Origin of the sequence: Sulfuricurvum sp. (genome assembly GCF_041651515.1) — a bacterium.
GTDB lineage: Bacteria > Campylobacterota > Campylobacteria > Campylobacterales > Sulfurimonadaceae > Sulfuricurvum.
This window is the reverse complement of sequence record NZ_JBAZJF010000003.1, coordinates 238,226-256,334: the sequence shown is the minus strand read 5'-3', so window position 1 is coordinate 256,334 and position 18,109 is coordinate 238,226. Positions and strand designations below refer to the sequence as shown.

Here is an 18,109-nt window from a genome sequence, read left to right as displayed (position 1 = left end):
ACATCGGCATTTTCATTACTATTGTCATATTAAGGATATCTCTATGCATACGCATACAAAATACACACCGTATCCGACGGTAAAATTGGATAAAAGAGAGTGGGCGGATAAATCTGCCACAGTTGCCCCGCGATGGGTTAGTACCGATTTACGTGATGGGAATCAGGCACTTGCCAATCCGATGGGGTGTGAACAAAAAATTCCCTATTTCAAAGCATTGGTCGAGTTCGGGTTCAAAGAGATCGAAGTCGCCTATCCCAGCGCATCGCAGACGGAGTTTGATTTTTGCCGCCGTTTGATCGAAGAGGGGTTGATTCCTGAGGATGTCACCATCGGAGTGCTTGTCCCTTCGATAGAGCGTCATATCGTGCGAAGTTTTGAAGCATTGCGCGGAGCGAAACGGATCACGATGCATTTGTACAATCCCACCGCAGCCAATCAACGCAGTGTCGTCTTTCGCCGAAGCCGTGAGCAGATCATTGAGTTGGCATTGCAAGGGGTCGAGTGCATCAAAAACGAGGCAGAGAGGTCTGAGGGAGAAGTGGTATTCGAGTATTCACCGGAGAGCTTTTCGCAGACCGAATTGGATTTCGCCCGTGATATCTCCAATGCGGTGATTAGCGCGTGGGAACCGACATCGGAGCATCCGATGATCTTGAACTTACCCAATACGTTGGAAGCATGTTCACCGAACATCTATGCCGATCGTATCGAGTGGATGTCCAAGCATATAAAAAACCGTGAGAGCGTTATCATCAGTGTCCATCCTCACAATGATCGAGGATGCGCGGTAGCAAGTGCGGAGTTGGCGGTCTTGGCAGGGGCGCAAAGGGTAGAGGGGACGATCCTTGGAAACGGTGAGAGGGCAGGGAACGTCGATTTGATCACGTTGGCGTTCAACTATTTTTCGCAGGGGATTAATCCGTGTTTGAGGGTAGACAAAGTGGATGAGATATTAAGACGTATCACGAGCATCACAGGGATGAGTGTCGCCGAGCGTCATCCCTATGTAGGATCGATGATCTATACGGCATTTTCAGGCACTCACCAAGACGCGATCAAAAAAGGGATGGAGCATCATAGAGAGAAAAACAGTTCTATCTGGGAAGTACCGTATTTGGCGATCGATCCGCGCGACATCGGCAGAGAGTACAAAGACTCGATCCGCATCAACTCCCAATCGGGTAAAGGGGGAGTGGCGTATGTGTTAAAAGAGATCTACGGCATCGAAGTTCCTAGTGAGATGCAGACGAAGCTTGCTGAAGAGGTAAAACGTATTTCGCAAAAAAGAGGTGGTGAAATCAGCAGTGACGAGGTGCTTGGGATTTATGAGGGGATGATGAAACGTCATGAAAACAGTTGGAATGCGCAGGAATACAACAAACATGCGTCGTTCGTCTCAAATTTGGCATTGCCCGTCGTTGACTTACTTGCTCCGATAGAGGGGGAGGAAATATTGGATTTGGGATGCGGTGAGGGGACATTGGCACTTGAAATCCAAAAGAGCGGTGCGAAAGTAACGGGAGTCGATTTGAGTCACGAGATGGTGAAAAATGCAAGAAACAAAGGGATTGATGCAACGGTAATGAGCGCTACGGAGTTGGAGTTTAAAAATCGATTTGATGCGGTCTTTTCTAATGCCGTGCTTCATTGGGTCAAAGAGAGTGAAACCGCCGTTAGAAACATTTATAAAGCATTGAAGCCTAATGGGAGATTTGTCGCAGAGTTTGGAGGGGCAGGTAATTGTAAAATAGCCGTCGATGCGATGAAAGAGGTGTTTAAAAATCACTCTGAATTTGGAGTGTTTGAAGACCCGTGGTACTTTCCGAGTATTGAAGAGTATCGTACCCTCTTGGAGTCGTGCGGTTTTAGAGTCGAATACATCGAATTAATCCCTCGACCGACCCCTGTGGATGATATCGCCAACTGGCTTGATTTGTTCGCGAACGGTGTAACGGCTCATTTGAGTCGCGAAGAGTTTAGTGTGTTTAAAGAGGAAGTTAGAGCGATAGTGAAACCCGCATTGTATGATGAAAACGACGGTTGGCATGTTGATTATGTCAGGTTGAGAGTTAAAGCGGTGAGGGGATAAGTATGGAAACGATTTTTATCATTGATTACATCGCTTTAGGTTTACTGGTCGGATTTATGGCTGGATTGCTGGGAGTTGGCGGAGGTGGGATCATGGTGCCGATATTTGCCATGCTTTTTGCGATGCAGGGGTTTACAAGTGAGGTGATCATGCACATGGCACTAGGGACGTCAATGGCAACGATCATCTTCACCTCGTTTTCGAGCATGAGGGCGCACTATAAAAAGGATAATATCGAGGTATCGATGGCTCTTCGGATTGCAATCGGCGTTTTTGCGGGGACGTTTACAGCGACGTTCGTTGCATCGTATCTCAAGGGGGTCTATCTCGCTCTCTTTTTTAGTGCATTTATGAGTTACGTCGCCTACAAAATGTTCAGAAAAGCACACTATTACCATAATGAAAATCCGCATGGCATCGTTGGAAACATCGCCAGCGGTACATTTATCGGAGCGATTTCGGCACTGGTCTCTATCGGAGGAGGCTCACTTAGCGTACCGTATTTGATGCATCAAAATTTCGATATTAAACGCGCTATCGGAACGTCAGCGGCAATAGGGTTTCCCATTGCGATTTCAGGGACGATGGGATATTTGATTAACGGATGGAGCCTTACCGATTGGAATCATTACATTATCGGGTATATTTATGTACCTGCAGTGGTATTGGTCGCGATTAGCAGTGCATTTACAGCTCCTCTTGGGGTTAAATACGCGACACAGCTTCCGACCGACATACTTAAAAAGGTTTTTGGACTATTGGCGGTAATATTAAGTATTAAAATGCTTTTTTCGGTTATTTAACACAGGAGGAATACTATGATTGATACCGTATTTGCAGAGCGCTTCGCCCATGAGTGGGTAGAGGCGTGGAATAGTCACGATTTGGAAGCGGTACTATCGCATTACAGTGATGATTTCGAGATGAGTTCGCCGTTTATCATCGCATTCAGTCCTGAATCGGGTGGGACGCTCAGAGGCAAAGAAGCGGTAGGTGCTTATTGGGCAGCGGCATTGGAGAAATTCAGCGATCTGCATTTCATATTGGATAGTATATTTGTCGGGGCGGACTCTATCGCCCTCACGTATACGTCGGTGTTGGATAAAAAGGCGGTAGAGGTTTTCTTTTTCGATGAGAATGGTAAGGTTTTTAAAGCAGTGGCGCATTATAATTAATTTACTTTTGATGTTGGAGGAGTGATGAAAGTTATCGGAATTATCGGCGGTGTCAGCTGGGAGTCATCGGCAGAATATTACCGTCTTATCAATCAAAAAGTAAAAGAACGTTTAGGGGGTCTCCATTCGGCTGAGCTAATCCTCTACAGTTTGGATTTTGAGCTTATTTCTCAGTGGGAACATGAAGGGCAGTGGGATCAAATCGCCTCTTGCATCCTTGAAACATCCCAAAAATTACAATCAGCCGGAGCCGATTTCATACTCATTGCATCGAATACACTACATAAAATTGTGCCGGAAATCGAATCTCGATTGAGTATTCCGATTGTACATATCGCCGATGCCGTAGCAAAAACTATCCAAGAGGCAGAAATATCTACCGTAGCTCTTTTGGGGACGCGATTTGTGATGGAAGAGAGTTTTTATAAAGAGAGATTGGAAAAAGCAGGAATCGATATTCTGATTCTCTCACAAGAAGCAAGAGAATTTATCCATAATATGATTTATCATGAACTAGCACGGGGTGAAATCCGAGCTTCTTCCAAAGAAAAAATGGTTGAAATTATCGAAGAGATGATCTCTATGGGAGCTGAGGGAATTGTTTTGGCAAATACCGAACTGCCTTTGATTGTTTCTCCTGAAGAGTTGAAGTATCCGATATTTGATTCAATGAAAATTCATATTGGTAAGGCGATGGATTTAGCGTTGTGATCTTTGTATGTATTAGTCTGCATTCCCAACGAGGACGTTTGGAACGATGGAAATTTATTTTAATTGATGAGTAAATATTTTTAATAATGTTTCTTCATTAGTAATATTGACTTTATATTGTTTCATGTATATTGGTTTTACTTTTTCATTATCATTAAAATCAATTTCAGTATGTAAAAAACTATATAGGTTGTCTGATTCTTTTATAGTTATAATATGATTAGCTAATAACTCCTTGACTTGTCTTAGAATATTTGTATTAAGTACCCATAATTCATCATTAGTCAATTTCTTTGTTTTGAATGGATGAAAGGCATGAAGAGCATTATTGTAGTTTTTGTAGGCTTCTTTTAATTCGGATATATTTAAAGCATGTTGAAAACCTCTTGGAATAACTGTTGGTTCTCCTGTTTCATCTTCTACAAGATAACAAGGGGTTGGATAATATATAGAAACTTTGTCTTGTAAATTTTCAATAAATTTAGTTGGACTCCATTCTCCTTTTTGTTTGCTATTAAATTTATCTTGATTAACTACTACGAACAAATATGATATTAATTCTAATATCATTCTGAGTTGTAATGATGTTGATTCAACCATAATTTGATTTCTTTCTTTTGATAATGCTTCAGCAGAAATAGTTTTATTTTTTAAATCATTCATTATATATAAATATTTTTCTAGTACTGATTTATTCTGAATCATTATACTCCTTAGTATATATTTGTGTTGAAGTTATATTAGGATAACGTTTAAAATGAGCAATCAGCAACCCGCACGCGGGTTACTGATTGGCTCCTCTGATTTGTTATGCATTTAGTTCTAAGCCAATAGGGTTAGACTTGATTAAGTCGACTGCATGCATAATACCATAAGAAATAATGATTCCCGTATTGTATCGATACGCTAGTGGTAACTCTTGAGCACCTTGGTATATAGGTTCTTCATTATATCTGTATGCTGAAATAACACCTGCAACTTTAAATTCGTTGCTACTTGGCTCTTTGAAAATAACAGGGCCACCGGAAAAGCCTGGGTTATTATGGCCATCAAGGAATAATAATTGTGCATTTGTAGGTGTAGTATGAAGACAAGAAACAATGGCCTTTTTGACAAAAGGAAGAGGAAAATCACGGTTTATTTGGCCAATTTCACCTGTCATTCCATAGGGAAACCCAAGGAAATAGACATCTTGACCATAAACAATATCTGCCATTGTAGGTGGTAATGGGTAATTTGGAGAGAGACGTACATTGGTAGTGAGTACAGATATATCTATTTCGCCATTACAATGACCGACCAACGTTACATGTACATTTTTCCATTGATTGTCATGATATATAGACACTTGTTGCGTTCCAATAATAGCTGAAACTACATGCCTAGCTGTTACCAAGTATTGTCTGCCATCAACATCTATCGTAAAGCAGGTGCCTATAGAATCACCTATGCGAATATGGAATGTTCTTTGAATTACATTGGTCGTTATCACTTTTCTACCTTATGCATAACTGTTTATTTATACCCAAAATATACTATTTTGCCAGGAATTCCTCTGATAAGCAGACATTAAAAATGTCCTGATATTAGAAACATCCAGAAAAAATCTTACAAATTGACATATTTTTAAACATTTTACACCGTTTTTCTTAAAATCATTTCCGTAATCGCTTTAACAGCAGGCAAAGCGAAAAAAGAGGACAATTTCCCATTATCAGATATAGAAATCCTTATGACTGCTTACGGGGAAATAATATGGAAGAATTTTTAGCCTCTTCGGAGATCATCGATTTTACTTATCCGTCTGTAGCCGTAAAAGCCCGAGAACTGGCTCAAGGGTGCAATAGCGACACCGAGATCGCCAAGCGGTGTTTCGAGTTCGTCCGTGACGAGATACGCCATACGGGCGATGCGGGTGAGGGGATAACGACACTGCGTGCTAGTGAAGTGCTCGAACAAGGACAGGGGTGGTGCTATGCCAAAAGCCATCTGCTAGCCGCGTTACTCCGTGCTAACAGTATTCCGACGGCTCTATGTTATCAACGTCTCAGTTGTTCGGAATACGTCGAGGGTATTTATTGTCTGCATGGGCTAAACGCCATTTATCTCAAAGAGTTCGGCTGGTGTCGAGTCGATGCACGAGGGAACAAAGAGGGAGTAGATGCGCAGTTTAACCCGCCGCATGAAAAACTGGCATTTGAATTGGGAGAGAATGAATATGACTTACCCGATTTGTATGCCGAGCCTTTGCAAGTTGTCGTTGTAGCACTTAAAACCTATAAAAATTATGGTGAAATGGTCGGGCATTTTCCCGACATTGAAATAAAAATAGAGTAGAAACTTTTTTATGTGATCAAAGTCACATACGTGTCATAGTCATTTTTTTTACAATTGTCTCTAAAAAGGAGGCGATAGTATGAAAGTAGAAAAAATGGTGCGAATCATTCAGATCGCAATAGGGATAAATTTCCTTTGGTTTGGAATGCTTAAAATGTTTCCCGGGATGAGCCCGGCTGAATCGCTGGCAATCATGACGATTGAAAAGTTAACGTTTGGGCTTATAGCTCCTCACATATCGATAAAGTTGTTGGCGATATGGGAGGTTTTGATTGGTACAGGATTTATTATAGGAATGTACCCCAAATTCTTTGTGCGCATTTTTATGCTCCATATGGTTTTGACGTTTTCACCTCTGTTCTTATTTCCCGAACTTTGCTTTACAGTTGTACCGCTAGGATTGACGATTGTTGGTCAATACATCATCAAAAATCTTGTGTTTATAGCATCAGGTGCACTTATCTGTAACACCCTCGTTAAAAATAACGTATGTGCTCCATGCTCACGAGGTGAACTATGAGGGCTATCGTCATCTTTAGTACATTGGTACTCATCTCATCTTTGTATGGAAATGAAACATTACGATCAAAGGCACTAAAACACGGGCTTATACCTATGACGTCTATCATAGTGAGCCAAAAGTACAAAAAGGAGATGATTCAACTAGGGGAGAAGCTGTTTTTTGAGAAAAAGCTATCTCTAAACCGGGATATAAGCTGTGCGAGTTGTCATGCGGTAAACAAGGGTGGAGCAGATGGCCGATCTACGGCTGTGGGTGATCGAGGACAAAAAAATCCGAGTCATCTCAATACACCGACAGTCCTCAATACCGCTTTTTCTAAACATTTCTTTTGGGATGGGCGGAGCAAATCGTTGCAAGATCAGGCTAAAGGACCTCTTCAAGCACCGTTTGAGATGGCTTCAACTCCCGAATTGATCGAAAAGAGGCTTAAATCCGATAGTCGATACAAGAGCTTATTTGTCAAAGCATTCGGAGATAGCAATATCACTTTTGAACGAACAGCCGAGGCAATCGGTGCGTATGAGCATACCCTCACAACCAGTGGACGATATGACCGATTTTTGGAAGGAGATGTGAGTGCATTGAATCAAGTGGAAAAAGAGGGACTAAAACTCTTTATTGACAAAGGATGTATTGGCTGTCACAACGGAATCGGATTGGGTGGACAGGAGATGCGTAAATTTCCATTGCTTCATCATCCTATTTGGAGTATGGCAGATCAAAAAACAATTAATAAAATCCGAATTTCATATCTAGATTTTTTAGCTAATGAAAAGCGGACTCAAACGTTTAAAGATGAAATTGAACGTTATGCTTACTTGATGAAATCATTGGGTGAAAAAGAGATTACATTACTTAGTGAGGGCTATTTTCAAGCATACACTGCACCTGAAAAATATAGAGTAATGAGTACGCAAGGATGCTATATATGCCATACCGAACCAAACTTCGGCGTTAATAAACAGGTATTAAAAGAAAAAGCATTTGCGTTTAAAAATACGGGAGGTTTTCTGGGTAAAGACAAACCGGGGCGTTATTTTCGTGCACCTTTGCTCCGTAATGTTATTCGCACCGCTCCCTATTTTCACAACGGAAGCGTGAAAACACTCGAAGAGGCCGTACAAATTATGGTGACCTATCAAAGCCGCTCAAAAGTGAGCGAAAAGCAAATTTCTCACATAGTTGCTTTTCTAAAAGCTGTGGATTCAGAAAAATGAAATTTCACTGAAAGATGATGATAGTGACATTTGAGATATTCAGTTCTGCTATCATCATTTTATTGGGACATTTCATTGTACTACTTGTTTTTTGGAAATATAAAAATAGACAGTGAACTAACGCGTTGTGTGAGTTAAGTCACAGATATGAGATTGTGTAAACAGTTACACTATGAATGCTGAGCGTTTCGGTACGTTCACATACACAAATAAGGAGTCTTCAATGAGTCAAGCAATGCATTTTTACATGGATACCCATGATAAAACAAATGGTACATTCCCGGAAGGGATCACCCCCGAAGCATTAGCAGAGTTTTATAAACAGTACGAAAAAGCGTGTGAAGAAGAGGGGGTGATTTCGCTCAAAATTCATGTTGGATTTAATGAAGGACGGGCATTTTGTCTAAACATGGCACCAAGTATCAACGCGGTTTTTAAAGTTCACCAAAGAGTCGGATTACCGTTTGATACCATCACGGAAGTGAGTACTATTTCTCCGGCAGATTTATTGTTAAAATAAAGTCACAAGGGTAATTATCAAATTACCCTTACAGAAATTAAAAGTACTTGGCATACATCTATTTATCCATTTTTCCAATGGCACACGATACAAAGCTTTTTGCATTGGTGGCAAAAGATTGCAGGGTATTGAGCTCATCAGTAGAGAGCGGATATCCAAGACTTCTTAGTGTTAATTTTAGTTTTTCAAGCTGATCGGTTTCAATACTGAGAGTTATTTTTCTTGGTTGTGATTGAAGATCGACACTGACTTCCCCAAAATCGTCAGCCAAACTTTTTATCAGAGTATTGGCACACCCTTCGCATTTGACATTAAGAACTTCAAAGGTTTGTTTCATTGTATATCCTTTAGGATGAAATTATTTTAATAAAGCCTCTCCCCATGGAGATAACTCCCTCTTTTTCCAAATTTTTCAGAATACGACTGATCACTTCACGTGATGTCCCAAGTATTTGAGCAATTTGTTCATGCGTCGTGCGAATCGTGTCTCTACCCTGAACGAACAGCCAGTTAAGCAGACGTTGATCCATCCGTTTGAATCGGAGTTCTTCGACGAGATGCATGATTTGAGTAAGCCGTTCAGCACAAAATGAGATTTTAAAATCACGATATGCAGGAGAATTATTGATGAGCCAGCGGATTGTGTCGGTAGGTACAAGCCATCCTTCGATACTCTCATCGACAATAGCAGTAGCAGTGGCCGGAGTTTGGGAAATGGTGCTGAGTGTATTAACTAAGCACTGCTCCCCAGGTGTAATGTAGTAAAGAGTAATTTCCCCTTTGCCGATTTCGTCGGCATGGAGGAAGACTTTAACACACCCTTTTGTCAGAAAAAGAATCCCTTGATTAATATCGCCTTGGTAATAGAGAAACGTTCCGACACCCAAAGAGACTTTTTTGGCTTCTGAGCATACTTTTTCAAGCGATTCAGGCTCTAATGACTGAAAAAACTGATAATGATCCAGCTCCATGATTTCCCCTTTCACTTTGAAAAAGTATAGCTTAGTGTGATTAAAATGTCATTGATTGTGCGTTTGGAGCGTATAAAGCACCTGCAAGATCAGCCGGAGCAGCGATCTCAACGCCTTCAACAATATCTGACTTTTTGATTCCTCCTAGTTTAACAAAACCTTCACAGATTTTGACGTGCCCCCCTTTGCGAATCAATCCGGTCATAAGTTCTTTAGGCGTTGCACCGGCAAATTTAGGCTGAGTTCCTTTATTGAGAGCGAAATTGACCGCATCGGCTGCGATAAAAACAGTACTTTGAACCCCCGCATCTTGCATGGCATTAGCGACAGCTAAACCAAATCCGGCTTTAACGATTGATCCCTCAGTAATGGTGATTACCATACTCTTTGGCGCGTCAGTATTACATCCACCTGCTTCAGCGCTTGAAATCGCCAACATCATCCCCAACATTCCCGTCATTAACATTTTGAGGTTCATAGTACCCCTCCTATTTGAATTTAGCATTTTTGATGCAGTTGAATTGTAAGACAGAATGGTGGGGGAGTTCTGTGACTAAAGTCACATTAAATCTGTATTATAATTGTGAAAAAAGGGAATCCATGCAAAACTTGATTGTCAATCTAGCAGTGAGAGATATAGGTGAAAGCATCGCGTATTATCGAGATATTTTGGGATTTACCCCCATTATGGCGGTTCCTGAGGATAAAAGCAGTTTTAGCCCTGAGTTGGAAGAGGGCAAACGCTACCTTTTTGCAATGGTACAATCAGGCGGGGTGGAAATAATGCTCCAGCAAGATGAGAGTTTACGTGAAGATGTGGGTGACTTTTTTACAGACATCGGTGCATCGGTGACGTTTTACATCCGTGTTGATGATGTCGATGGATGGTATGAGACGATTGCACTCAAAGTGGAGATTATCAAACCTATAGAGACAACATGGTATGGGATGCGAGAATTTTATATCCGTGACATCAACGGGTATGTTTTAGCCTTTGCAACACAAGTGATATGATGAAATGTTCAGAAATGGTGAAGTACAGACTCAAGCAGGTTAGAAAAATATGAGTATTCTAGCAATTCTTGTTATTGTTGTATTGTGCCTGATCGGATTGCTCCATTTTTATTGGGCATTTGGCGGAAAATTCGCAGCTGAACAAGCGATACCGACAGAGAACGGACAGCGATTAATTAACCCAGGAAAAATAGCTACCGTTATGGTAGGAATAGCTTTATTTTGTTTCGCTTTTGTCGCTTATATACTCTATTTCTATGATTTGTCTTCGTCACACTATCGGAATTATTTCATCATTAGCGGATGGATACTATCGGTGATATTTACACTTCGAGGTATCGGTGAGTTTAATGCGGTTGGGTTGTTTAAAAAAATAAAATCATCTGAGTTCGCATATTATGATACCCATTTTTATACCCCGTTTGCATTATCTATGGGATTGATTTTCGCTACTTTGGCATATCGAGTATGATGAAAATCAATATAAATTTAGCTGTTTATTTGGGAGAAAACAACGGTATGAAATTTTCCTACGATCCATGTGAGTGCAGGACGAAGAGGGCTGGAGATAGAACTCTCGCCGAATGATTTAAAAATAGTCTGTTCGGCTGAGTTTTATGATTTGAGGGTATGATTTGAGGGTATGATTTTAGCTTTTTACCCACTTATCCAAAAGAGTGAATAGTGCTTGATTGCTTTTAAAGATATTGGATACCCCTTGGCGTATTGTTTGGGGGTCGCTAACGTACACAGAGTCAGATCGAAGATACTCACCATCAGCATTTAAAAGTTTTTCCATACTCTCCGCTGTCGTCTCAAAATGAAATTGGGTAGCGATAATCCGTCCATTCTCCGTGGCAAATGCCTGATTCTCATAAGCATCATTACGTGCGATACGGACAACATTATTTGGCAGATCAAACGTATCCCCATGCCAATGAAAGACGCATTGGGTTTTATCCAGTAAATCGGTGAGTGGATGAGGCAATAGTTCGATATTTCTCCATCCTGCCTCGCGTGTTCCGGAAGAATAGACGCGTGAGCCCATCGCGCTTGCCAACAATTGCGCACCCAGACAGATACCGAATACTTTGCCACCCTCACGGATACGTCGGCGTAGAAACTCGATCTCGTTACGGATAAAATCGAGATCATCATACGCACTCATCGATCCGCCCAATACCACCAGTAAATCATCCGCTTCCAAGGGTTCGTTTTCCCAACATCGGATGATGCGGTATGAGATACCGCGACTACGCGACCACTCACCGATTGCCGCTTCGTTTTCAAACGGTACATGTTGCCAAATTGTCATAATACGCTCCTGCGTTGTTTAGGTTAGAGTTGAATTCGTAACGGAATCATGGAGGACTTTTCAAACCCCATCCCCTCGTAAAAGCGGTGAGCGGCGATATTGTCTCCGTCGGTGAGGAGGGTAAGTCGTTGAACTCCTTTTTCTTTGCTGATTGTGAGAACATATTCGAGTAAAGATGAGCCGATATCCTCTCCTCTGTGATTCTCATCGATAACCATATCTTCGAGAATGGCGACTCTTCCTCCCAATGCCGTTGAAACGGTGTAGAGCAGATTCACCATCCCCACAATCTCGCCCTCTTTGGATGCAACGTATATCTCACCGATATTCTCATCGTCGATGATTTTTTTCAACGCCTTCGTCTGATTTGCACTATCGGGGGTGAATTCGGCTTCTTGGGAGAAGAGCTGATCTAAAAGATGACAAAGTCTCGGAATATCCTCTAGTGTTGCCGTTCGGTACGTGATTAGGGTCTCTTTAGAGACAGACTCATAGGCGATGAGGATCTTTTTGCGCTCAATCCCCCAGCGATATCCACTCATAGCACCGCTTTTGGCGATGACGCGATGACAAGGGATGAGATAGCCGATGTGGTTCTCCCCGATTGCACTGGCTACTGCACGCACCGCTTTAGGATTATCGATAGTATTTGCGATATCTTGATAGGTTGTTACCGCACCATCTGGGAGATTGATGAGGGCTTTCCACACATTGATTTGGAGGTTTGTCCCTTTGACCATCAGGTTGTATTTTTTGTTTTTGATGAAAATATTTTCCAAGTAGGTTTGCGCTTTTTCATCATCGTGTTGCAAATTTGCATTTTCCCACAGTTCACTAAATCGTGTAAAAATAGCCTCTTTGTTTTTATCGATAAACCCTAAATAACAGACCCCTTTGTCAGTATAGGCGATCAGTGCTTCACCGAAAGGTGTGAGACCGAAACCGTAGGTGATGGTGACGTCTTTCCCTTTTTCGCGCCACTCTTTTGGGGTAACTCCTATGAGATTGACAAACAGTTCGTGCAGTCTGCTGGAACTGGATAATCCGATGTCCAGAGTGCTGTCTAGCAGAGATTTGGACTCTTTGATATGCTCTTTGGCGTAGTTCAGCGTCACTGAGTGGAGAAACTGTTTAGGCGTTACTCCGACATACTCTTTAAACACCCGCATAAAATGGTATTTGCTCATCCCTATGTTTCGAGCTATCTCATCGATCGAGGGCTGATCTTTGAAATGGGTGTCGATATAGGTAATGGCTTTGGCAATAAGCTGATAATTCTGATTTAATATCTCGATATCTTGCATACGATCACCTTTAATAGGTTGCATAATTATAGACTCTAAAACCCTTCAAAAGAGTTTCGAGCTCCGCTTTAATCTGTATTTGAAGAGGGATGTTTTGTATGTCATCTAAAACATCGCAGATTCTATGCGCGATCAGGATAAACTCTTTTTCCTTCATCCCCAATGTACTCAACGCCGCAGAGCCTAGGCGTACTCCTGACGTAGACGAAGCAGGGCGGGGATCTGAGGGAATAGAATTTTTGTTGACGGTGATACCGGCATTTTCCAATGCCACACTTGCTTCTTCGCCGGAAAAATCTCTCTCCATCAGTGATATGAGTACCAGATGGTTATCAGTTCCTCCGCTGATGAGCTCATAGCCTCGTTGGATCAGCACCTCCGCTAAAACTTTTGCATTGGATTTGATGGCTTTGGCATACTCTCTCCACGAGGGGTGCAAAACTTCTCTAAACGCCACCGCTTTTGCGGCGATAACATGCACCAGCGGTCCCCCTTGTGTTCCGGGGAAAATGGCGCTGTCGATTTTTTTAGCGATCTCTTCGTTGTTTGTCATAATGATACCGCCGCGAGGACCTCTAAGTGTTTTGTGGGTCGTGGAGGTGACGATGTCGGCGTAGGGAAACGGGCTCATGTGCTCTCCCGCCGCAACCAATCCGGCGATATGGGCGATATCGGCAAAGAGTATTGCACCTACTGCGTCGGCGATTTCTCGGAATAGGGCAAAATCAATTTCGCGAGCATAGGCAGAAGCCCCGCACACGATAATTTTGGGTTGAACTATTTTTGCGATTTCTAAGACATTATCATAATTGATGCGGCCGTTAGATGCTACACCGTAGGTAAAGGAGTGATAGTTTTTTCCCGAAAAGTTGGGTTTTGCACCATGGGTCAAATGTCCTCCGTGGCGTAAATCCATCCCCAATATTTTATCTCCGGCATTCAGCAACGCCGCATAAACGGCTCCGTTTGCCTGACTGCCCGAATGGGGCTGTACGTTTGCATAGCGACAGTCGAAAATTTCGCAAAGTCGATCTTTTGCTAGCTGTTCTACCTGATCGGCAAATTGACATCCGCCGTAGTATCGTTTGTTCGGATACCCCTCTGCGTATTTGTTGGTAAAAATACTACCCATTGCCTCCATAACAGCAGGAGAGGTAAAGTTCTCACTCGCGATCATTTCCAGATGCGTTGACTGTCGGTCGAACTCATTTTCAATAATGGCGAAAACTTCCGAATCCGCAACCGATAAACTCTCTTCACGTATAAAACTCATCGCGTCTCCTTTTTGAATGGTTCGTCAAAGTTTATCTCTCTGAGTAGATATTGGCAATCCAAATCTTGCTGAATAGAGGAGAAACTGAGCAATTTTTGGATTGTTTTTGATTATTTTTTGAACTAGAATTCACCAAAAAAAAGGATGAATCATGAGACACAGAACCAAGAACCATCTGCTGACACAAGAGCAGATAGAAGCGTTGTTTAAAAGAGCCGAAGTCGGGAGAATAGCGACTTTGAATAAAGACGGTTACCCCTATGTTTTACCGATGCACTTTGTATATTTTAATTCAAAAGTATATTTGCATGGATTACCGAAAGGAAAAAAGATTGACAATATCAAGGCAAATCCAAAAGTATGTTTTGAGATTGATGAAATGATTTCATTAATTAGTGAAGGGATTGAAGATCCTTGTGACGTTAACACCGAATTTAATAGTATTATCCTTTACGGAACGGCTAGTATTGTGGATGATTTTGACGAAAAGAGAGAGGCGTTATCTAGTATTGTGGAGAAATTTACACCGCATCTGATGGAAAAAGAGTTACCTGTTCCTATGATTAACGGAACGGCAGTCATAAGAATCGATATTGTAGAATGCATAGGTCGATATTATAAATGACTATGAATTGTACAGATTAACCAAGATAAAGAGGCGTAACAATGTTTATTATCTCACTCGCCTATATCAAATCTCGCGAAGAGGTTGAGACTATTATCAGCCTCGATCCGTTTTATCGGCATGGTGCAGCAGAGTATGAGATCACTGAATTTACTCCGACGATGACAGTAGCTGAATTGACGTTTTTGAGAGAATAAGAATTAAAAGGAAAATAATGAAAGCTACGAATTTTAATCTCTCTGAGTATTTAGCGCGTATCGGATATGAAGGTGCGGTTTCAAATGATTTAGCGACACTGGAGAAACTTGTCGCTAAACAGCTGCAAAGTGTCCCATTCGAAAATACCGAGGTGCAATCCGGTCGTATTCCTTCGCTTATCCCAGAGGATATTTATACGAAAATCGTTACAAACGCTCGCGGCGGGTATTGCTATGAAGTCAACGGTCTGTTCGCGATGGCACTCACAGAGATCGGGTTCGAGTGGTATTTTGTAGGGGCGCGACCGATGTTTTATCCTGCTCGCCGACCTAAAACGCACATGGTGGTAGTTGTGCGTATCGAAGGGAAAGACTATCTCTGTGATACGGGATTCGGCGGATACGCTCTGCGCGCTCCGATAGCGATAGAAGAGGGCGAAGTGACTCAAGACGGTGATCGATTTCGACTGGAGTTGATCGATGGGGAATACGTGCTCAACTCTCTCGTGCAGGAGGAGTGGCAGCGACAATATGGTTTTGCTCTGCAACCTCAGGAGTGGATCGAGTTTAGTCTCGCAAACTATTTTAATGCTACGCATCCCGACACCATTTTCACCCAAAAGAGACTTGCCGTTATGCAAACACCTAACGGGCGAATGATTCTCGTGGATAATGAGTTGAAGTTGATCGAAGAGGGGAGATTGGAAAAACTCGAAGTTGATTACGAGAGAGCGTTAAAAGAGTATTTTGCTCTGGAGTTATTCTAAACGATGAAGCCGTTTTTAGAATCCACTGATATTATCGATTATACCCATCCAAGTGTTGCGGAAAAAGCGCGTGAATTAGCGGATGGATGTATAAACGATACGCAGATTGCTAAACGCTGTTTTGAATTCGTCCGTGATGAGATTCGCCACACGGGCGATGCGGGTGAGGGGATCACGACGCTCAAAGCGAGTGAAGTCCTCGAACAGGGGAGCGGGTGGTGCTATGCAAAAAGTCATCTTTTGGCGGCATTGCTCCGTGCAAACGGAATTCCTGCGGCATTGTGTTATCAGCGGCTCAGCTGTTCGGAATACGTCGAAGGTATTTATTGTCTTCATGGACTCAATGCGGTGTATCTGGCAGATTTCGGCTGGTATCGTATTGACGCAAGGGGAAACAAAGAGGGAGTGGATGCGCAATTTAACCCGCCGCATGAGAAGTTGGCATTTGAACTGGGTGAGAATGAATACGATTTGTCCGAACGTTATGCTGAACCTTTGGAAGTTGTTGTCGAAGCTCTAAGAACCCGAAAAAATTATGCTGAAATGGTCGGGCATTTTCCGGATATTGAAAAAATGGATATTAAATGAACAAAAAACAATTAGCCAGTAAATTAATGTTGATAGGAGGGTTGGTTGAAATTTTTCTTGGAATTCTTCACTTCATTTGGCCATTTCAGCTGATAAAAACGGGCGAATATGTGCATTTATCAGCGGATTATATGAATCTACTCTTTCTGAGTTCACTCTCTATCGCTCTTTGTCTCAGTGTTTTTGGATTATTGTCTATCTATTTTTCAAAAAGGTTGCTTTTTGATGAGAGAAGCGCATGGATTTATGGAATTTCACAAGGGTTAATATGGGAAATGAGAACACTGTTTGAGCTAATACTTCCTGTTAAAATACCTTTATTATTTATCTCAAATCCGACACTGTTAATCCTTCCATTAGCGTTTTTGCTTGGATTGCTTTTTTTAGTTCCTCTTTGGATGGTTAAAGAAAAATTTATACATAGCGAGAAAAAATGAGTGTTATAACCATTCTTGCTATTGTCGCGTTGAGTTTGATCGGATTGCTCCATTTTTATTGGGCATTGGGTGGAGTGATCGGTATGAATATCGCTGTACCGACAGAGGATGGCAAGCCATTAATTAATCCGGGAAAAGTTGCAACAGTTATCGTAGGGGTAGCTTTGTTCGGATTTGCTTCGGTTGCTTATTTATTGTATTTTTATGATTTACAATTGACGTCATATCGTGATTATATACTAAATGCCGGATGGATACTATCGGGGATATTTACCCTTCGAGGTATCGGTGAGTTTAATGCGGTCGGTTTGTTCAAAAAAATAAAATCATCCGAATTTGCATACTATGATACCCGTTTCTATACGCCGTTTGCATTATCTATGGGATTGGTTTTCGCTCTTTTAGCGTATGGGGCATCATGATTAATTCAATAAATATTCATAAGAGCACTATAAATGACATCGACGAGATTTTCCGATTCTACAAAATAGCGACCGATTTCCAAAAGTCCAAATTCTTCGTCCATTGGCCGGAGTTTAAACGCGAGTTGATAGAGACGGAGATAATGAAAAACCGACAATGGAAAATGATGATCGATGGACGTATAGCCTGTATCTGGGCGACGACGTTTAGCGATCCTCAGATATGGGGTGACCGTGACTCTGCCCTCTATATCCATCGCATCGCGACCAATCCCGATTTTAGAGGAAATAATTTAGTCGCTCAAATTGTAGCGTGGGCGGAACAATACGCGCGAGAAAATGCCAAAGAATACATTCGGATGGATACAATCGGTGAGAACAGAGGACTGATTGAGTATTATAAAAAATGTGGGTTCGAGTATCTTGGGTATTTCAAACTGGATTCTATAGAAGGGCTTCCCGATCATTATGCTCTAGCGGATGCATGTTTATTTGAGAAAAAACTTTTGTAACCGATCTTTCGCTATACTTCCACAACTTTACAAAGGAGAGCAGATGACACATTATCGCACTATCGACAATACCCCTCTTGTCCGAGTCGCTCTCTTTTGGCGTCTGCCA

The 18,109-nt window shown here is 41.9% G+C and carries 25 protein-coding genes; 17 read left to right on the top strand and 8 right to left on the bottom strand.

Features of this window, described 5'->3' with window-relative positions; all coding sequences use genetic code 11:
* Window positions 1–43: 43 nt before the first annotated feature.
* The 4 genes from WC407_RS06885 to WC407_RS06870 are packed head-to-tail and all read left to right on the top strand — an operon-like array spanning window position 44 to window position 3,978.
* Window positions 44–2,092, top strand: a complete 2,049-nt coding sequence (locus WC407_RS06885; protein ID WP_373021868.1) for a 2-isopropylmalate synthase — start codon at window positions 44–46, stop codon at window positions 2,090–2,092.
* A 2-nt stretch (window positions 2,093–2,094) separates the two neighbouring features.
* Window positions 2,095–2,895: a sulfite exporter TauE/SafE family protein gene (locus tag WC407_RS06880; RefSeq protein ID WP_373021867.1), complete on the top strand. Its 801-nt coding sequence runs from the start codon at window positions 2,095–2,097 to the stop codon at window positions 2,893–2,895.
* 15 nt (window positions 2,896–2,910) lie between these two features.
* Window positions 2,911–3,267 (top strand): nuclear transport factor 2 family protein, encoded by a 357-nt coding sequence (locus tag WC407_RS06875; RefSeq protein WP_373021866.1) that lies wholly within the window; start codon window positions 2,911–2,913, stop codon window positions 3,265–3,267.
* Window positions 3,268–3,291: 24 nt separating this feature from the next.
* Entirely contained in the window at window positions 3,292–3,978 is a 687-nt protein-coding gene (locus WC407_RS06870) for an aspartate/glutamate racemase family protein (protein ID WP_373021865.1), read from the top strand.
* A 54-nt stretch (window positions 3,979–4,032) separates the two neighbouring features.
* Here the strand turns inward: WC407_RS06870 and WC407_RS06865 are convergent, their stop codons facing one another.
* Window positions 4,033–4,683 (bottom strand): hypothetical protein, encoded by a 651-nt coding sequence (locus tag WC407_RS06865; protein WP_373021864.1) that lies wholly within the window; start codon window positions 4,681–4,683, stop codon window positions 4,033–4,035.
* Between the two features lie 103 nt (window positions 4,684–4,786).
* Window positions 4,787–5,470: a serine protease gene (locus WC407_RS06860; protein WP_373021863.1), complete on the bottom strand. Its 684-nt coding sequence runs from the start codon at window positions 5,468–5,470 to the stop codon at window positions 4,787–4,789.
* A 263-nt stretch (window positions 5,471–5,733) separates the two neighbouring features.
* Here WC407_RS06860 and WC407_RS06855 point away from each other — a divergent pair, with 263 nt between their 5' ends.
* The 4 genes from WC407_RS06855 to WC407_RS06840 all read left to right on the top strand — a co-directional run bounded on the left by WC407_RS06855 (window position 5,734) and on the right by WC407_RS06840 (window position 8,575).
* Window positions 5,734–6,315 (top strand): transglutaminase family protein, encoded by a 582-nt coding sequence (locus tag WC407_RS06855; protein ID WP_373021862.1) that lies wholly within the window; start codon window positions 5,734–5,736, stop codon window positions 6,313–6,315.
* A gap of 79 nt (window positions 6,316–6,394) precedes the next feature.
* Window positions 6,395–6,835, top strand: coding sequence for a doxx family protein (locus WC407_RS06850; protein ID WP_329658349.1), 441 nt, complete (start codon window positions 6,395–6,397; stop codon window positions 6,833–6,835).
* Window positions 6,832–8,055 carry a cytochrome-c peroxidase gene (locus WC407_RS06845; protein WP_373021861.1) on the top strand — a complete coding sequence of 408 codons (1,224 nt, stop codon included), beginning with the start codon at window positions 6,832–6,834 and terminating at the stop codon, window positions 8,053–8,055. Before WC407_RS06850 ends, WC407_RS06845 begins: the two co-directional genes overlap by 4 nt.
* A gap of 223 nt (window positions 8,056–8,278) precedes the next feature.
* Window positions 8,279–8,575, top strand: a complete 297-nt coding sequence (locus WC407_RS06840; RefSeq protein ID WP_373021860.1) for a DUF4242 domain-containing protein — start codon at window positions 8,279–8,281, stop codon at window positions 8,573–8,575.
* 58 nt (window positions 8,576–8,633) lie between these two features.
* Here WC407_RS06840 and WC407_RS06835 read toward each other — a convergent pair whose 3' ends face one another.
* The 3 genes from WC407_RS06835 to WC407_RS06825 are packed head-to-tail and all read right to left on the bottom strand — an operon-like array spanning window position 8,634 to window position 10,024.
* Window positions 8,634–8,912 (bottom strand): heavy-metal-associated domain-containing protein, encoded by a 279-nt coding sequence (locus WC407_RS06835; RefSeq protein WP_373021859.1) that lies wholly within the window; start codon window positions 8,910–8,912, stop codon window positions 8,634–8,636.
* Window positions 8,913–8,922: 10 nt separating this feature from the next.
* Entirely contained in the window at window positions 8,923–9,546 is a 624-nt protein-coding gene (locus tag WC407_RS06830; RefSeq protein ID WP_373021858.1) for a Crp/Fnr family transcriptional regulator, read from the bottom strand.
* A gap of 40 nt (window positions 9,547–9,586) precedes the next feature.
* Entirely contained in the window at window positions 9,587–10,024 is a 438-nt protein-coding gene (locus WC407_RS06825; protein WP_373021857.1) for a DsrE family protein, read from the bottom strand.
* Window positions 10,025–10,146: 122 nt separating this feature from the next.
* On the opposite strand from WC407_RS06825, the gene WC407_RS06820 reads away from it, so the two are divergent.
* Window positions 10,147–10,560 carry a VOC family protein gene (locus WC407_RS06820; protein ID WP_373021856.1) on the top strand — a complete coding sequence of 138 codons (414 nt, stop codon included), beginning with the start codon at window positions 10,147–10,149 and terminating at the stop codon, window positions 10,558–10,560.
* A 49-nt stretch (window positions 10,561–10,609) separates the two neighbouring features.
* Window positions 10,610–11,032, top strand: a complete 423-nt coding sequence (locus tag WC407_RS06815) for a DUF3995 domain-containing protein (protein ID WP_373021855.1) — start codon at window positions 10,610–10,612, stop codon at window positions 11,030–11,032.
* 177 nt (window positions 11,033–11,209) lie between these two features.
* On the opposite strand, the gene WC407_RS06810 is transcribed toward WC407_RS06815, so the two are convergent.
* The 3 genes from WC407_RS06810 to WC407_RS06800 are packed head-to-tail and all read right to left on the bottom strand — an operon-like array spanning window position 11,210 to window position 14,452.
* Window positions 11,210–11,875: a type 1 glutamine amidotransferase gene (locus WC407_RS06810; protein ID WP_373021854.1), complete on the bottom strand. Its 666-nt coding sequence runs from the start codon at window positions 11,873–11,875 to the stop codon at window positions 11,210–11,212.
* Window positions 11,876–11,898: 23 nt separating this feature from the next.
* On the bottom strand, window positions 11,899–13,179 hold the full coding sequence (locus WC407_RS06805) for a GNAT family N-acetyltransferase (protein WP_373021853.1): 1,281 nt from the start codon (window positions 13,177–13,179) through the stop codon (window positions 11,899–11,901).
* 10 nt (window positions 13,180–13,189) lie between these two features.
* The gene (locus tag WC407_RS06800; RefSeq protein WP_373021852.1) at window positions 13,190–14,452 is read right to left on the bottom strand and encodes a serine hydroxymethyltransferase; all 1,263 of its coding nucleotides are present in this window, start codon (window positions 14,450–14,452) and stop codon (window positions 13,190–13,192) included.
* 151 nt (window positions 14,453–14,603) lie between these two features.
* On the opposite strand from WC407_RS06800, the gene WC407_RS06795 reads away from it, so the two are divergent.
* From WC407_RS06795 to WC407_RS06765, 7 genes are read left to right on the top strand one after another with little or no spacing between them, the layout of a single operon-like run.
* Window positions 14,604–15,077, top strand: coding sequence for a pyridoxamine 5'-phosphate oxidase family protein (locus tag WC407_RS06795; protein WP_373021851.1), 474 nt, complete (start codon window positions 14,604–14,606; stop codon window positions 15,075–15,077).
* A 41-nt stretch (window positions 15,078–15,118) separates the two neighbouring features.
* Window positions 15,119–15,274 carry a hypothetical protein gene (locus tag WC407_RS06790; protein WP_373021850.1) on the top strand — a complete coding sequence of 52 codons (156 nt, stop codon included), beginning with the start codon at window positions 15,119–15,121 and terminating at the stop codon, window positions 15,272–15,274.
* Between the two features lie 17 nt (window positions 15,275–15,291).
* Window positions 15,292–16,041, top strand: coding sequence for an arylamine N-acetyltransferase (locus WC407_RS06785; protein WP_373021849.1), 750 nt, complete (start codon window positions 15,292–15,294; stop codon window positions 16,039–16,041).
* A 3-nt stretch (window positions 16,042–16,044) separates the two neighbouring features.
* The gene (locus WC407_RS06780; RefSeq protein WP_373021848.1) at window positions 16,045–16,629 is read left to right on the top strand and encodes a transglutaminase family protein; all 585 of its coding nucleotides are present in this window, start codon (window positions 16,045–16,047) and stop codon (window positions 16,627–16,629) included.
* Complete coding sequence (locus WC407_RS06775; protein WP_373021847.1) at window positions 16,626–17,066, top strand: hypothetical protein; 441 nt, start codon at window positions 16,626–16,628, stop codon at window positions 17,064–17,066. The genes WC407_RS06780 and WC407_RS06775 overlap by 4 nt, the downstream gene beginning before the upstream one ends.
* The gene (locus tag WC407_RS06770; RefSeq protein ID WP_373021846.1) at window positions 17,063–17,488 is read left to right on the top strand and encodes a DUF3995 domain-containing protein; all 426 of its coding nucleotides are present in this window, start codon (window positions 17,063–17,065) and stop codon (window positions 17,486–17,488) included. The genes WC407_RS06775 and WC407_RS06770 overlap by 4 nt, the downstream gene beginning before the upstream one ends.
* Window positions 17,485–18,000, top strand: a complete 516-nt coding sequence (locus WC407_RS06765; RefSeq protein ID WP_373021845.1) for a GNAT family N-acetyltransferase — start codon at window positions 17,485–17,487, stop codon at window positions 17,998–18,000. Before WC407_RS06770 ends, WC407_RS06765 begins: the two co-directional genes overlap by 4 nt.
* Window positions 18,001–18,109 lie beyond the last annotated feature (109 nt).